This is a genomic window from Humibacillus sp. DSM 29435, assembly GCF_001758225.1.
GTDB lineage: Bacteria > Actinomycetota > Actinomycetes > Actinomycetales > Dermatophilaceae > DSM-29435.
In genome coordinates this window covers 41,034-56,070 of record NZ_MAST01000017.1, presented here as the reverse complement: position 1 = coordinate 56,070, position 15,037 = coordinate 41,034, and the positions used below count along the sequence as shown (strand labels likewise).

The window sequence follows — 15,037 nt, the reverse complement described above, 5'->3', positions numbered from 1 at the left end:
CTCAGCGTCGGTTGGTGTAGCTGAGGGCCACGTCGAGGTCGGCTTCGCTCAGCATGCGCTGCACGGCCTGGAGGTCGTCGCGGCTCTTGCTCGACACCCGTAGCTCGTCGCCCTGGATCTGGCTCTTGACGCCCTTGGGCCCCTCGTCGCGGATCAGCTTGTTGATCTTCTTCGCGTTCTCCTGGGTGATGCCCTCCTTCAGCGCGGCGTCGAGGTGGTACTCCTTGCCCGACAGTCGGGGCCCGGCCTCGGGCACATCGAGGTGCTTGAGGCTGACCTTGCGCTTGACCAGGTGGGTCTGCACCACGTCGAGCACGGCCAGGCAGCGCTCCTCGGTGTTCGCCTTCATCTTCACGACCTCGCCGGCGAGATCGACGGACGCGCCGACGTTCTTGAAGTCGTAGCGGGTCGCGATCTCCTTCGACGCCGAGTTCACGGCGTTGGCGATCTCCTGCTTGTCGAACTTGCTGACGATGTCGAACGAGGAGTCGGCCATCGGGGTCTCCTTGGTGGTCGGGTGGTGGTCGGGTTGCTGGTCGGGCGTTGATCAGGTGACGCCGGGTCGGGCGCGCCAAGAACCCGATTCGGTGGGCGCCTCATCTCTTGCTATTCTTCCATGCGCACGGGGCAGGTTGTCCGAGCGGCCAATGGAAACGGACTGTAAATCCGTCGCGAGAGCTACGAAGGTTCGAATCCTTCACCTGCCACCACCTGCACAGAAGGGCCTCTGACCAGCGGAAACGCCGGTCAGGGGCCCTTCCGCTACTCGCGATGGTGTCCGGTCAGTTACGGCCGTCACCGGCCATCTACGGCTGTCCGCGGGGAAAACGCGGGGAAGTTCTGCTTTGCCCGTGCCCTGCAAGCGGGTCGTGTTCGCGCAAAGCCTGCTCGACGCGATGCCTCGACTCCTCGTCTTGGCCGACGAGGCAAGCGGCGTAGACGCGCGGGAGGACGTTGACGCTGTGACCGGCCCACTCAGCCACTTGCGTCGCCGGTACGCCAGAGTTGAGCCAGAGCGAAACAGCAGCGTGCCTGAGGTCGTACGGCCGTTTCGCGAGAGGCGACTGGTATTCGCCATCAGTGAACGCCTTGCGTCGCGCCAGGGCCCAAACGCGATCGACGGTGCCCATCGATTGGGGAGTCGCGTAGGGAGGGCTCACCGGTACTCCGGCACTACCCACGCGAGTCACGAACAACCGCCCTCCGACTCCAGGGGTGAACGACGCGAGGTGTCGCCGAAGGGCCTGTCCGAGCTCGGGCGGGCATGGAACGTCCCGGGTGGCTCGGCGTGCACGATGCTTGAGTGCGCGGTCTTCGTCCGGACTCCCGGAGTCGGTCCATGCTCGGCCGGCCGTCTGCGTGGAGCCGTCGAGGGTCAGAGTGCCCCATTCGGTGACGTCCTCGGGAAGATGAAGGTCCGTCGTGCTGAGGTGCCTCACCTCTGCCGGCCGCATACCGGCGTAGTAGATGCACGCGAAGAAGGCCTCTAGCGAGGGGTAGATCGTGCGAACGGCAGTGATGAGGCCCCGCGCCTGGGTCGGGTTAACGACGACGCGGCGATCGACCAAGTCCGTCTGGAGTGGGCGCCTTCCAAGCAATGCGGTCCATAGGATTCGCCTGCAGGTGCTCGACCTCGACGGCATACTGCAGCGCACTGTAGAGAGCAGACCGTTTGCGGGCAACGGTGCTTGATGCGGCGGGAAGGCCATCGAGCCGAAGGGCAAGGCCGTCCAGAACCTGCCGAAGTCGTGGAGCCTGGGCGAACTCGGCTAGCTGTTGTGCCCACAGAAGTTGGGTACGCGCTCGGCTGGTGAGGCGCCCTTGAGTGCGGTGTGGCCGCGGTGGTGATTGTTGGTGTGCAGGAAGCTGGGGAACGCGGCGACCCGTTCAGCCTCGGAGCGGTACGGGCGGGCGTAGGCCCATTCCTGTTCGAGGGTGCGGTTGAACCGTCCGACCTTGCCGTTGGTCTGGGGCCGGTACGGGCGGGTCCGTTTGTGTACGCCCGGGCCGAGCGCGGCCGCGAAAGCCTCTGAGCGGTAGGCAGACCCGTTGTCGGTCAGCACCCGTTTGACGGTGATCCCGCACGAGACAAAGTACGCGTTCGCCCGGGCACAGAACGCCGACGCGGTCTCCTTGCGCTCATCGGCCAGGATCTCGGCGTACGCCAGGCGGGAGTGGTCATCGACGGCGTTGTGGATGAACGCGGTCCCCGGCCGGGCGGCCTTCTTGATCCGGTTGCCCTTGGCCCGGCCGTGGATGCGGTGCCCACCACCGTCGGGGATCTGGCCGAGCTTCTTGACATCGACGTGGACCAGGTCGCCGGGGGCCTCGTGTTCGTAGCGTCGCGGCGCGGGTTTGGCCCGCAGCCGGGCCCCGGTGGCCGGGTCGGTCCACGACAGCCGCGGCGCGTGGTGGCGGGTCAGGACCTTGTGGACGGTCGCCGGGTTCAGCCGCAGCCGGTACCCGATCCGGGCCGGGCCCCAGCGGCGCGAGACCCGCAACCCCATAATCCACCGTTCGGTGCGCCGATCCAGCTGCCGCGGGCACGACGTGGGCCGGCTCGAGCGGTCCACCATGGCGGCTTTGCCGTGCTGGCGGTACCGACCGGCCCAGCGCTGGGCCGTGGTGACCGAGACGTTGAACCGGTCCGCGGCCCGCCGCAGGGGCCACCCGTCATCGACGATGCACCGGGCCAGGCGAAGGCGCCCGGTCGGGGTCAGTGGGGCGTTAGCGTGGGACATGAAGACCTCCGTGGTGGGTGTGTTGCCGTCAGACAGCTCCACCCCACCCCGGGGGTCTTCCTCATGTCCAGTACCGAACCCGTGTCACCAACGTCCGTGGTCAGTACACCTAGAAAGCTTGCTCATCAGTTGACCCTTCTGGCCAGGGGGGGTGCGGCGGCGATGAAGGCGCGCGCCTGTTGCCCGTAGAGGCGCCGGGTCTCGCAGCCGGACTGGATCGCGGCCCGGCTCACCTCCGCGACGGCGGCCTCAAGGGCCTCGCGCGTCGCGGCGGTGACAGCGATCAACCCGGTGAATCGGATGTCGGCGTGCCCAGCGATGAGGGCGCGTTCGCGGTCGAGGACGTCGCCGGCCTCGACACTGTCGGACAGGTCGGCCAGGGCGCCGATCCGGGCTGTCTGCGCGGCCTCGGTGGCGTACTCGACCTTGGCTTTGCGGATCTCTCGGATCGCCTCGTCGGCGGGGACGGGTTCGGCGGTGATCGAGATCGTCTTGCGGATGCCGGCTTGGAACACGAGCGCGTGCAGGAAGAAGGGCGGTGCGTCGATGCGGGGCCACTCGTTGATCCACAGGACGGCGGAGTGCGCGTTGTCATGTCGCAGGTGATCCCACTGCTCGTCGATGGCCATCGGGCCTGCCGACTCGAGCCGGCACGGGACGAAGCGCTCCTTGTCAAAACCGGGTTCGTACGCCTGGCGCAGCGTCGCGGCGAGGTCAGCCTCGCCGAGCCAGGTCACGAGGCGCAGGTCTGCGGCGCGCAGGCTGGCCTCGAACGAGGTCATCTCCTGCCTCAGGAACGCGACGGCACCGGCCAGGCCGCGCCCCGCCTGCCGGATGTGGCCGCGGGCCGCGTGCAGGTCGAGGGAGATCGCGATGAGGGTGCGGTGGGTCGATGCCGCCGGGGCGGCGGTCTTCATCAGCGCCTCGTACTCGCGCACGGCCCACTGGTCGGGGCTTCTGACCCCGTGGGTGTCCCACCAGCCGGTGATGCCGCGCCCGGCGTCGGGCAGCGAGATCTCGAGCACCTGCACTCGGGTCCCGGTGCCCGTGTGCGCCAGGCTGGCCAGGGTCCGTCCCCAGCCGTGGACCCGCCTGGCCTGCTCTTCCGGGGCCAGGAGCACGTAGGCCGGGTGGCTGACCACGGCGGCGACGGTGAGGGTCTGGGCGTGCGGGTCGTGCAGGACCGCCGTGCTGCTCGTTTCGTCTATCAGGAACCGCATCGCGGCCGCGTCACCGGGCAGGGCAAGGCTTCCGGCCGGTCGCGGCTTGGCCGGGCGGGCTCGGTACTTCGTCTGCCCGGTGGCCCGACGCAGGCCGAAGTGCGCCGAGGTGGGCAGGGCTTCGATGGCGGGGCGGCCACCCGTTCTGACGAACGCGAGCGCGACCAACACACCCCAGAGGGGCGCGGTGACGATCGCCCCGAAGGTGCTGGCAATGAACATCGCCGGGATGAGCACGAGCGCTGCCAGGGCGATGCAGGCCACCCGCGACGCAGACAGGCCCAGCAGGAGCCCCCGGCGGGGCAGCCGGGCGAAGCGGACAGTGAGATGACTGGTCGTGTCGATCATGGTCGGCCCTCGGTGGGATTCGTCGGTGGTTGCTTCGGTGGTGTCGCAGACGTGGTTGGTTGGACCGACGGCGCGGTCCCTCCGGCGGTCCCTCCGGCACTGCCTCCGGCCTCTGACCTGCCCCCCGGGCCGACGGGCGACCCGGCGGGAGCAGGCCAACCGGCCAGAGCGGGGCGGGGGACAGGCGGCGGTGTCCGGCTCCCACCGCCCCACCCGCCACCGGACCCGCCTCGGGACCCGAACCCGGCGCTGAGGGCGCGGGCCTGGCCCTGGAGGGCGGTGACCTTCTGGGGGCCGGAGATGACGGACTGGGCGCCTGCTCCGCTTTGACGCGCGACGGAGTGAGCGGCGTACAGGCTGTCTCCGGCGAAGTGGAATATCCGGATCGCGGCCCAGGGCGATAGCCCGCCCAGGAGCAGGATGAGGGAGCCGCCGATGAGCTGGGTGGCGGTTTGGCCGTCGCCCGTGCCGGACTGGCCGGCGCCGTTGAGGATGGAGACGCCGAGGCTGAGAATGATGACCAGCAGCAGCTTCGAGGCGATCATCGCGGCCGTGAACTCGATCCACTTTCGTACCCAGCCCCGCGTGAAGTCGGCGGTGGCGCCCGCGAAGGCGAGCGGTGCCAGGACGGCAGACAGCAGGATCATCAGCTTGCGGATCATCATCGCCGCCCAGACGACGACGACCGAGGCGAGCACGGCGAGGGAGACCAGGATGACCACGGCCGGGTTCGTGAGCCCGGCAAGGTTGGCGAACGCGAACTTCACGCCGAGGCCGTCGAGGTTGGCGTCCAGGGTGAACTGGATGACGCCGTTACTCAGCGCGTCCACGGCACCGAGCAGGAGTCGGGTGGTCGCGATCGCGAACGCCGACCCCAGGAAGCTGATCAGTAGGCCGGTGAAGCCCGCTTGAGCAGGACGCGATGTCCGCGCAGGGTCGCCGTGATCAGTTCGATGAGGAAGAGGCCGACGCAGAGGGTGGCCGCGATCGACGCAGTTATCGTCATCTCACGCAGCAGCTGTGGCGATCGCAGGTCAAGGGTCGTGGCGTCGTGATCTGAGCCCACAACCAGGTGGTGGCGTTGTTCGCGGCTGAGGAGAAGAACCCGGCGATAGTGCTGAAAGGGTCGGTGAACTTGTTGGCCGTTACGGCCGCCTCGGCGGCATTGACCGGTAAGCAGATCGGGTTGAGCCGCTCGATACCTTCGCAGGCCGTGTCAGCTCACCTGGATGCCCGTATAGTCGATGACCGCGACGAATCCCCACGTGGGGCGGGTCGGCGGGCCCTCGAGGTTCAGGGATACGGCGCGTAAACCGCCGCTGTCTCAACCGACTTGACATGTCCGGATCCCTCCTTGAGGCCGGCGGCTTCCGACCCCACTACATCCTGAATTGTGAAGAGCCGGTTCGGCTCGACCGCGATGCCGACGTTGTCCCTTGCGAATAGCCCCGGAGTGCTCCCTCGCGGCCGAGGACGACCGGGGCGGCCATCATCGAATAGGCGACCCCGAGGACGGGTGTGACCATGACTACCGGCTGCCCGAGTGCGAGCTGGACCGCAGCCCACGGCAGGTTTACACCGGCTAGCGCGGTCTGGTTCAGTCCGCCGGACATCCTCGCGTTGGTTTCCAAAAGATACGGCAGGGGCTCGCTGTCGGTCAGCGGGTTCTGCCAATACCGCACTTGCGTGTTCGATACCGAGTGCAGTTTGTGCCGCCCGACGATGGAGCGGGCGACTTCGACCGCGGCCGGGTCCTCGACGAGCAAGCGGCGCCGGGACATCTTCGTGCGCGGCACCGCAATGAGCAGGTTGCCGTCATGGTCGGCGAGGCAGTCGATGGAAACCTCCGGTCCGGGAAGGTAGGGCAGCAGCATCAGAGGAGGTACGACCCCGCCGGCGGCGTGGTGCGCGTCGAGCACGTCCGCGACCTCGCGCAACCGTGCGAGCGGGCCCGGGGTTGCGAGCACCTCCTCAAGTGTGGGCGCCGCCGTGGTCAAGACCCGGAACCCGGACGCACCCACGCCGGTGACCGGCTTCAGGCATACGTCTCCTAGAGGGAGCAGCTGCTCGTAGCCGGCGATCAGTTCAGCACCCGTGCGCACGACCACCCACGGCGGGACAGCGAGGCCGGCCTCCACCGCATCGGCGTACGCGGCCGCCTTGTCCTCCATGAGCGCGGCCGGACCGGCCGGGCCGGCGACGACGGCGACGCCAGCAGCGGTGAACTGCTCCCGGGCGCCTGAGATCGTGTCTAGGTGAAGCCGCGGGATGAACACGTTCACCGCGTGCCGCCGACAGAAGTCCAGCGCCCAGTCGACATACGCATCCCCGACGACGCTCTCATCCGGTTCCCGGGCGACGACATCGCAGGCGCCCATCACGGGCGAGTCAAGGTCCTTATGCGTCCCGAAGACCCGGACCGACACCCGGCCGGGGTTGTCTCGCAGCAACGCGATGGTCAGGGCGGTCGTCGAGTAGGCGCGATTGAACCAGATGTTGAGCACAGAGGAGCTCCAAGAGAGTGTGGACGGGGCGAGGTTACCCTTGCCTCGTCCACGGCCGTGCGATACCCCACTTGAGGACCAAGCCACGTCAGCCGCATATGCAGACGCGCGGACCCGGCACGTCAGAGGACGCGAAGGCCACTGGGAAACGTCCGCGCCGGGCACAAAGGGCCCTTCACAATCGAGCATGACGGTACGCCCCCAGGAGCCCAGTCACTTATCTGTGAAGGACCCACCCGAAGGCCCAGCCGGCTTCCCGGCCGGACGCGAGGGCGGCGGTCAGGTCCGGTGCCTGCGCCGCGATGACGTCGATCGCCTCGTGCAGGTACCTGAAGCTGTTGGCTTGGCTCACCTTGGCATCCCGGGCCAGCAGGTGGATGTCGGTAGCGTCGACCATCCGGCGCAGCACGAGCACGGCCTGGGTCTAGCAGGTCGCGGTCGGCTGTCACGGCCTGCGGTCGGCTGCCTTGCGCTGGGCTTGGATCCCGCGCGAAACGCGGGCAGCGGTTTCGGTGTGCACCTTGCGATACGCGAGTCAGGCGCGTGTTATTAGTTCTTCAATCCACCCCGGCCCCCGCCCGGTGAGAAACCTCACTTTTGCAGCGAAGGGGGTATCCATCTACGAATCCCTGTCTATCGGCGACACGAGAGGTTGATCCTCTGCCGCCGTCCACCCCAGACCTGGTTCGCGACAGGGTTGAGGAGCGCTAAGTGAATACCGGCCCCTACCGCGAAGCCCAAAAGGATGCCCGCGTAGGAGCGCCGCCGTCATGGCCAAACACTGTGACAGCAGCCTGACAGTGTGGATGGGAGGCGACTGACTGAGCCAAGTGCGGGCTGTGTCACAACCAGCGCGACTTGGTCATCCATGACTTGAACCTGGTGGGTGAGGTGGTCGGAGACATCGTCAACATCTTCGGGCATGCCGAAGGAAGGGGGTACAACGTGTCCTTCCCGGTCGGGGAGTACTTCTCCAACCCCAAGCGGCTGAGGAAGCCGAACCTGCGAACAACGGCGCTCGAGGAGCATCGCGCGCGCGGGTCTGCCAAGACTGCATTGCAGACAAATTCAACGGGCCCATTCGTGAGGTCAGGCTCGACCTGGCGAACGGGCTCACCGGGAAGGCCTTGATTCACTCGATGCACGTCAGCGTCCCCACCGACATCCTCGGTGGGGACGCAGTTGGCCGCGGGGAACGTAGGGGCAATTACGCGACTAGGATTACGCAGATCAACCCGTACCGAGCGTGGGCGCTCAAGACCGCGCGTCGCGCCGACGCGTTCGGCGTCACCGAGCCCAGCGCGCGGAGGACTCCACAACAGTTGGGACCGCAATGGACGCCCGCGACGTTGATGGCCGTCCCGGTGGTCATGCTTGGCAGGTGCCGGTGTGAGGGGCATAGCCAGCCCGGCGCCCCCGCTGACCCAGCAGGCAACGAGCGACTCTGCCCGCACCGACTGGACGGGACGCTGGGTCTCTGACGCCCTGGCAGTTCGCATCATCACAAGCGCCTCATCCATCGGGGTGAAGCTTCACGAACTCGTCGGCCTCGCCGTGCGACGCAACCCGAAGCGGGCGCATTTACTCGTCTCCACCGTTCTCGGAAAGCACGTGCCCACCGACCCAGACCTCGTGTACGCCTCCGGTCGACTACTCGGTGAGCTGGTCGCTGATCTGTTGACCGGCGCACCCGGCGACTCACCACCGAACCCGCATGCTCACACGGGTGCGCTCGTCCGTGCCGCTTTGGCGGGAGACCGCAGCGCCAGCGGTGACCTGCTCGGGCACGTGAACCAGCGGCAGCGCCAGCGCCTCGATGGTGCGAGCGCTGTGCTGGCTGGGACCGTTGTGGTGGGTTACGCCGAGACTGCGACTGCCCTTGGGCACGCGGTCGCGGACGCGATCGAGGTGCCATACCTGCATTCGACTCGGCGCCCCGTCGAAGGGGTGCGCCCGGTTGGTGGGTTCGAGGAGGAACACAGTCACGCCACCAGCCATCTGCTCCTTCCGGAGGACCCGGCGCTACTCGTCGGCCGCAGCCCGCTCGTGCTCGTCGATGACGAGCTCTCCACCGGCACCACGGCGCTGAACACCATCGAGGCACTGCATGACACGCACCCCCGGAGCCGCTACGTCATCGCCACGCTGGTCGACTTGCGCTCCACTGAGGACCGAGAGCGAATGACCCGGTTCGCGGCCGGCCTCGGCGTCCATGTCGACGTCGTCGCACTGGCGGCCGGGTTCGTCGAGCTGCCGAGCGACGTCCTCGCCCGGGGTCAGGAACTCGTCGCAGACACTGAATCCGGTCTGTCGAACGGCGGACAGAACGTGCCAGTCACCACCTCACACGCACTCCGGCTAACCGTCGACTGGCCTGACGGCGCGAAGGAGGGCGGCCGCCACGGCTTCACCCCTGAGGACCGGCACGTCCTCGATGGAGCAGTCGCGACCCTGGCACAGCAGGCCAGACCGCTGGTAGCTGCCGGGCAGCGCGTGCACGTCCTCGGCTTCGAGGAGCTCATGTATGCCCCGCTGCGGTTCGCGCAGGCGCTTGCCGCGTCCACGTCCGCCGCGGTGACGTACTCGACTACGACACGCTCGCCCGTGCTGCCCGTCGATGACGGAGGCTACGCGATTCGGACCCGCCTGGCCTTCCCTGCGCATGACAACCCGGTTGACGGGCCCGGTCCTCGCTTCGCGTACAACCTCACCTCGGCCGATGATTTAGTGCAGCCCCGATTCGGCCTTCTCATTCTCGTGGTCGACGCAGACGCGGACACGGATGACCTACACCTGCCCGGTGGACTGCTCGCGCAGCTTGCCGCGTCCGCGCGCCAGGTCGCTCTCGTCGTCCTGCCGAGCTATCGCCCCGCTGCCCGAGTCCCGTCGAACAGTCCCAATGTGAAAACTCCCCTGAGATGACTTCTTCCTGCGACACCGCCGCTGCCCCGGGCCAGGACAACGCCGGGGCGGCGGGCTGTCCGCTGGCTGGCCCCGCCTTCGGGTCCTACGCGGCCGATGACGTCACCTGGCTGCTCAAGGACCTTTCCGGTGCCGACCTGGAGGCGCCTACGGAGGAGCGCGAGGCGGCGGTCCAGGCTGGCCGCGCCCACTACGCCGAGTCCCTGCCGGTGGAGTACCTGCCGAGCGCAAACTACCAAGAGCTGTTCAACGATGCGCTCGCCCGTTCGGCGGGCAAGATCGCGTACGCGGTCGGGATCGTCACCGATCTGGTCCTTGCTGCCCGCGGCCCCGACGCTGTCTTGGTCTCCCTCGCTCGGGCTGGGACACCTGTCGGTGTCCTCATGCGCCGCTGGGCTCAGCACATGCACAGCCTCAACCTGCCGCACTATGCCATCTCGATCGTGCGCGGGCGCGGCATCGACCATGTTGCCCTCGCGTACATCGCACGGCACCACGACCCCGCCAACGTCATGTTTATCGACGGCTGGACCGGAAAGGGCGCCATCACCCGCGAGCTCGCTGCCTCCATCAAGGACGTGAACGCGACACTGGGCACTGCGTTCTCGTCCGAGATGGCCGTGCTGGCCGACACCGGCAGCTGCGTGAACATATACGGCACCCGCGATGACTTCCTCATCCCCTCCGCGTGTCTGAACTCGACCGTCTCCGGCCTGGTGTCACGCACCGTCCTCAACGAGGACCTCATCGGACCTGGCGACTTCCACGGGGCCAAGTTCTACGCTGCGCTTGCGCCAGTTGACGTCTCGCGCGCCTTCCTCGCCGCTGTCGTCGCGCAGTTCGACACCGTCGCGGACCAGGTCCGAGTTGACGTGCCAGTGCTCGTCGCGTCCGACCGGACCCCGCAGTGGACGGGGTGGTCGACTGTGGAACGGCTCAGTAAGGAGTACGGCATCGGGAGCGTCAACCTGGTCAAGCCTGGAGTCGGGGAGACGACCAGGGTCATGTTGCGCCGCGTTCCGTGGAAGGTGCTCGTCAACCCGGACGCAGCCGAAGAGCTCTCGCATATCCTGCTATTAGCAGAGCAGCGCGGCGTGGATGTTGTCGAGGTTCCCGGGCTCGAGTACAGCTGCGTCGGGCTGATCCACCCGAAGTTCACTCGCGGCGCGACCGGCGCGGACGGCACGGCGCTGGCCCCAGAATGATGCCGGCCATGCGATCGTCCGACTTCAGGTCCGTGGCCGCGATGAGCGACCTGGACCGCACCTTGATCTACTCCCCAGCCGCGCTGATGCTGCAGTGCGCGGACCAGGACGCACCTCGGCTGCTCTGCGTCGAAGTCTACAAGGGACGGCCGCTGTCGTTTATCACCGAGACAGCTGCCGGCGTCCTGGCCGATCTGACCGCGACCGGGATGCTCGTGCCGGCCACCACACGTACCGTCTCGCAGTACCGCCGGATTCACCTGCCGGGGCGTTTGCCCCGCTACGCCATCTGCGCGAACGGCGGACGTTTGCTCGTGGACGGCGTAGAGGATGAGGACTTCACCGTTGCGGTATCCAACAAGCTCACCGCGTCCGCCCCACACACGGAGGTCTTCGCCGAGCTGATCCGCATGGCTGACCCCGGGGACGGACAACTGTTCGTCGAGAAGGTACACAACGCCTCGGACCTGTTCTGCTACGCCGTTGTGCGGCGCTCCCACGTGCGAAGCGGGTGGTTCGAGCACTTGCATGGTTATGCCTCCGAGCGAGGCTGGCGGGTGTCCATTCAGGGCCGCAAGGTGTACCTCGTCCCAAACTCACTGAGCAAAGCGTCGGCTGCACTCGAGGTTGCTGAGCGTCTAGGCGTTGACGCGATGGCCGCCGCTGGCGACTCATTGCTCGATGGGGAACTGCTGGAGGCCGCGGACGCCGCGATTCGCCCCGCGCATGGGGAGCTGGACGACACCGGCTGGTCGCGTCCTCATGTGACAGTCACCGCGAGCAGGGGGGTCGCTGCTGGTGAGCAGATTGCGTCCTGGCTGCTCCAGCAGGTGGGAATGGAACGGAGACTGACCCGCGCGGTCTGAGTACAGCTCCGTGAAACGACCCGTCTGCCGCATCTACGGGGTCTCTAACTCATCCCGGATGGGAACCCGGTCCTACCGGACGGGCTGCACACCGGTTTTGCCACTCGGCACTTGACCGTGACGCAGGGCGACACTGTCCATCACGAATATGCGTCGCACGACTCTCACCTGTGTCCACTCCGAGCAGCAGGGCAGGCCCGTGCAGCGGCGACACGGGGCGAGGTTTTCTAGGGGCCGCCGGATCCTCATGAACGGAGACCACGAAGTCCGATACCTCCCAACCGAGGCCCTGCCAACCGGGACGGCGGGTCGAGACACCTTCAACCCCTTGAGGGCGTCCAGCCCTAAAGGTGTCAACTGGCGGGAAGGTCAGGAAGCACCGCGCCGGGAGTCTCTGTCCTGAACCAGACGGAGTCCGCCTGCGCGTCGACCCGCACGCTGCCGTCGCTGACACCCTGTGCGCACTGCTGCCCGTCCGCGTAGCCGATCTGTTTGCCCGTCTTCTCGTCGAGGGTGGCGGCGGTCGCAGCGAGGACCCACACCTTTCCGCCGCTGGCCCCGCACCAGTCGGTGACAGAGTCCTGAGCCGTCCACAGGACATGCCCGGCTGGGGAAACTGCAGCATTACCGACGAAGATGGTGCCGGTCTGAGTGTCGATCCCGTGAAACGTAGCCTCCACCGTGCTCGGCAGTGACCACCGGATCTTGCCAGATGGCAGGGTGACAGCGGAGACGACATTGTCGCCGTTGTCATTAGTTCTCGTCACGAGTGTGACGCTCTGCCCGGCGTCCTCCCAGACCGGAGCGTAGCTCTCCGAGGTGGCCACATCCCACTGGGGGACGAGCACCTCGCCGGGGATAGTGCCGACGCGTTTGCCTGACGAGGGTTCGAGAATCGTCCAGTCTTCACCGGACCCATCGTTTGCGCCCGTGAGCCACCATGACCCGAGCGCATTCACCTCCTGCTTCACGTCAGCCTCGGGGTCGCCTGTCGTGATGTCCCAGGCGCGGCCGCCGATGGACGCGTACCGGAAGTCCGACGTCTGTGTCAGCAACTGCTGGGCGAAGTCGAACTCAGGGCATGACGAGTCGGTTGCGTCATGCCCCGGGACCTTGGTGCTCCAGACGTTGGCGTTCGTGCGGGCGTCGGTCGCGTCAACGAACGCCTGGTACGACTCAGCGTTCACGCCTGCGGCAGGGGTCGTCTCGACCCGGGCCCGTAGGATGAGCGGTCGGCCGCCCGGGGTTGCTGCTAGCGCCCAGCTGCAATTTCCGAACATGGGCAGGACGGTCTGGACCTCGAACGTCTTCTCATCCACGACACCGACCTGCGAAACGCCTTGGTCGGTCTGGCCGAGCTCACCTAGACCGCCGTCTGCCTCCAGAGCGATGACCCCGCCCCGACGCACGAAGTCAACATTCGCGCCGTTTCGACCTGGAGACTTCACCTGTCCCGGTTGGAGTGCCACCTCGGTCGTCGTCGTCTCCGGTTCCGGAGTTGCGAGAGCATCCGGGGTTGCGACTTCAGGAGATACCGAACCGGCGGCGGTTCCCTTGCCGAGCTGAGCGGACAGCTCGGTCGAGCCGAACACGGACATTGAGCAGTTTGCCGATGCGAACTTGTCGACGGCGCTCATCGAACCTGAGCTCATCAAACCTGTCATCAGGCCACCCGCCAGCGCGCCGAGCGGGTTCTTTACCGCCTCCTGCGCGGTACCGACCTGGCTGTCCCACGCCTTGACGGACTGCGTCATGTCGGACTTGATCTCTTCCGGTGCAACCTCATCGAGCTTGTGCAGCATGCTGCTGAACTCGCCGAGGTTCGTCACGAGACCGCCAATTGCCTTGACGCCGTCGTTGCCGGTCTGCTTGTACCTGGCATTGATCGACCCCATGCCGGACTTGAGCTCAGTGCAAAACGCATCCGTGCTGCGCCCGTCTCCGCAGCCGCTGAGTAGCAGCGACCCGGCCAGAACAATGATGCCGGCCGCCGCCTGTGCGGTCCGTGCCCTCGGCGCGGTACCTGAGATGCGCATGCTCGCCTCCTGTGCTCCCGGGCTACATCAGCCCCTCCTACGTCATCCCGAACCGGGTGGGACTCACGCTTCCCGGAGCTACCGGCCGGGCGCCGTTCCCACACGGTAGTGCAGGTACTCTGCCGCTGCACTGGAGATGCGGGACTCCACGAAAGCACCATGAGGGGCCGAACGTTCGCATCCTCCGGCGGATCAGCTGGTCCCCACCTCGAAGAACGGATGCCTTCGGATCAGTCGGGCAGCCCCTTCGAGGACCTCTCCTCGCCGACGAATCCGTTCGCGCCCAGGCGCAGGCCGTCGGTGCCGAGGTCGCCGCAGAGAGTGGCTGGTCCCCTTGGGAATCGTGCAGGTGCGCCCAGCAGCAGCGGGAAGCCCCGTCGGCGCCGGTCACCTCGGCGGTCGCCGACCAGTCGTTTCCTCGAAACCAGGTGGATGGAAGATGACTCGCTGGAACCGGCCGATGATGCACCCGGCTTTCTCGTGCGCGGCCTCCGCGGCGATGTCGAGATTTGCCGAGTCGTACCTTGGGCGGTACCTCCGGGAGCAGCTGCCAGTCTTGGCGGCGGCCTACGACCATGAGGTAAGCCGGGGTAGTCCCCGACCTTCATGCCCGGCGAGCTGACGCCGGGACCGTTGCCGGTGGGCCCCGGCACGATCTACTCGATGTCACGCCTCGTCTTCGAAATCGACCTCGCGCCTGCGCCGGAACTCGTCCAAGTTGCCGAACGCGGCCTCACTGCGGGTGCTGACGCTCGGGTGGGGTCTTTCTCGCTGAGTACGCCAGCGTATTTGCCTTAACTCACCCCGACAGACAGGGCAGCGCGCGCCAATTGTGGTGTTTCGGTGCCCTGACAGATGGCCCTGTCTCGATCCGGCGCAGCGCCGCCGGGGTCAGCTCGTCCAGCGCCCGCCACACCGTCGACGCTGATGCGACCGGCCCGAGCACCTGCCCCTGATGGCGAAGCACGTCGATGTCCGCGATTGCCTCACCACCGTCAGCGAGCAGGACCGCGACATCGACCACCACCCGTCCGCGGTCATGCACTGGCCGGAAGCCGGCCCGCCGGGTCGCGCTCGACAGTTCCGCGGTCAGCCCGACCCGGTCCGCCAGCAGGCGGGTAGCAACACTCCCCGCGTGGGCGATCACCCCGGACCCGTCAGCCGCGACAAACAACCCGGACGCCCACGTCGTATG

At 67.2% G+C, this 15,037-nt stretch carries 13 protein-coding genes and 1 tRNA gene; 5 read left to right on the top strand and 9 right to left on the bottom strand.

Translation table 11 applies throughout. The features are described 5' to 3' along the window. Position 1: 1 nt before the first annotated feature. On the bottom strand, positions 2–496 hold the full coding sequence (locus BA895_RS12705) for a YajQ family cyclic di-GMP-binding protein (RefSeq protein ID WP_070192278.1): 495 nt from the start codon (positions 494–496) through the stop codon (positions 2–4). Between the two features lie 130 nt (positions 497–626). Between BA895_RS12705 and BA895_RS12700 the strand changes: the two genes are divergently transcribed. Next, positions 627–710 (top strand) — tRNA-Tyr (locus BA895_RS12700). A gap of 1,059 nt (positions 711–1,769) precedes the next feature. On the opposite strand, the gene BA895_RS12695 is transcribed toward BA895_RS12700, so the two are convergent. The 6 genes from BA895_RS12695 to BA895_RS12665 form a co-directional block, all read right to left on the bottom strand. Then, positions 1,770–2,741, bottom strand: coding sequence for an IS481 family transposase (locus BA895_RS12695; RefSeq protein WP_070192332.1), 972 nt, complete (start codon positions 2,739–2,741; stop codon positions 1,770–1,772). A 125-nt stretch (positions 2,742–2,866) separates the two neighbouring features. Beyond that, positions 2,867–4,309 (bottom strand): SCO6880 family protein, encoded by a 1,443-nt coding sequence (locus BA895_RS12690; RefSeq protein ID WP_070192277.1) that lies wholly within the window; start codon positions 4,307–4,309, stop codon positions 2,867–2,869. Continuing rightward, complete coding sequence (locus tag BA895_RS12685; protein WP_070192276.1) at positions 4,306–5,139, bottom strand: type IV secretion system protein; 834 nt, start codon at positions 5,137–5,139, stop codon at positions 4,306–4,308. The genes BA895_RS12690 and BA895_RS12685 overlap by 4 nt, the downstream gene beginning before the upstream one ends. Positions 5,140–5,195: 56 nt before the next feature. Beyond that, positions 5,196–5,375 (bottom strand): hypothetical protein, encoded by a 180-nt coding sequence (locus BA895_RS12680; protein ID WP_070192275.1) that lies wholly within the window; start codon positions 5,373–5,375, stop codon positions 5,196–5,198. Between the two features lie 313 nt (positions 5,376–5,688). Next, entirely contained in the window at positions 5,689–6,813 is a 1,125-nt protein-coding gene (locus tag BA895_RS12670) for an ATP-grasp domain-containing protein (protein ID WP_070192273.1), read from the bottom strand. A gap of 217 nt (positions 6,814–7,030) precedes the next feature. Then, positions 7,031–7,228 carry a hypothetical protein gene (locus tag BA895_RS12665; RefSeq protein WP_070192272.1) on the bottom strand — a complete coding sequence of 66 codons (198 nt, stop codon included), beginning with the start codon at positions 7,226–7,228 and terminating at the stop codon, positions 7,031–7,033. Positions 7,229–7,671: 443 nt separating this feature from the next. Between BA895_RS12665 and BA895_RS24920 the strand changes: the two genes are divergently transcribed. The 4 genes from BA895_RS24920 to BA895_RS12650 all read left to right on the top strand — a co-directional run bounded on the left by BA895_RS24920 (position 7,672) and on the right by BA895_RS12650 (position 11,806). After that, entirely contained in the window at positions 7,672–7,944 is a 273-nt protein-coding gene (locus BA895_RS24920; RefSeq protein WP_175442316.1) for an HpcH/HpaI aldolase/citrate lyase family protein, read from the top strand. 258 nt (positions 7,945–8,202) lie between these two features. Next, positions 8,203–9,735 carry a phosphoribosyltransferase family protein gene (locus BA895_RS12660; RefSeq protein ID WP_371327715.1) on the top strand — a complete coding sequence of 511 codons (1,533 nt, stop codon included), beginning with the start codon at positions 8,203–8,205 and terminating at the stop codon, positions 9,733–9,735. Further along, on the top strand, positions 9,732–10,940 hold the full coding sequence (locus BA895_RS12655) for a cysteine protease StiP family protein (RefSeq protein WP_070192271.1): 1,209 nt from the start codon (positions 9,732–9,734) through the stop codon (positions 10,938–10,940). The genes BA895_RS12660 and BA895_RS12655 overlap by 4 nt, the downstream gene beginning before the upstream one ends. Before the next feature lie 41 nt (positions 10,941–10,981). After that, positions 10,982–11,806 (top strand): hypothetical protein, encoded by an 825-nt coding sequence (locus BA895_RS12650; RefSeq protein ID WP_070192330.1) that lies wholly within the window; start codon positions 10,982–10,984, stop codon positions 11,804–11,806. 353 nt (positions 11,807–12,159) lie between these two features. Here BA895_RS12650 and BA895_RS12645 read toward each other — a convergent pair whose 3' ends face one another. Together BA895_RS12645 and BA895_RS12640 are read right to left on the bottom strand one after the other, a co-directional pair. Further along, positions 12,160–13,842 carry a hypothetical protein gene (locus BA895_RS12645; RefSeq protein WP_139142636.1) on the bottom strand — a complete coding sequence of 561 codons (1,683 nt, stop codon included), beginning with the start codon at positions 13,840–13,842 and terminating at the stop codon, positions 12,160–12,162. A 799-nt stretch (positions 13,843–14,641) separates the two neighbouring features. Further along, positions 14,642–14,989, bottom strand: coding sequence for a transposase (locus BA895_RS12640; protein WP_070192269.1), 348 nt, complete (start codon positions 14,987–14,989; stop codon positions 14,642–14,644). Between the last annotated feature and the right edge of the window lie 48 nt (positions 14,990–15,037).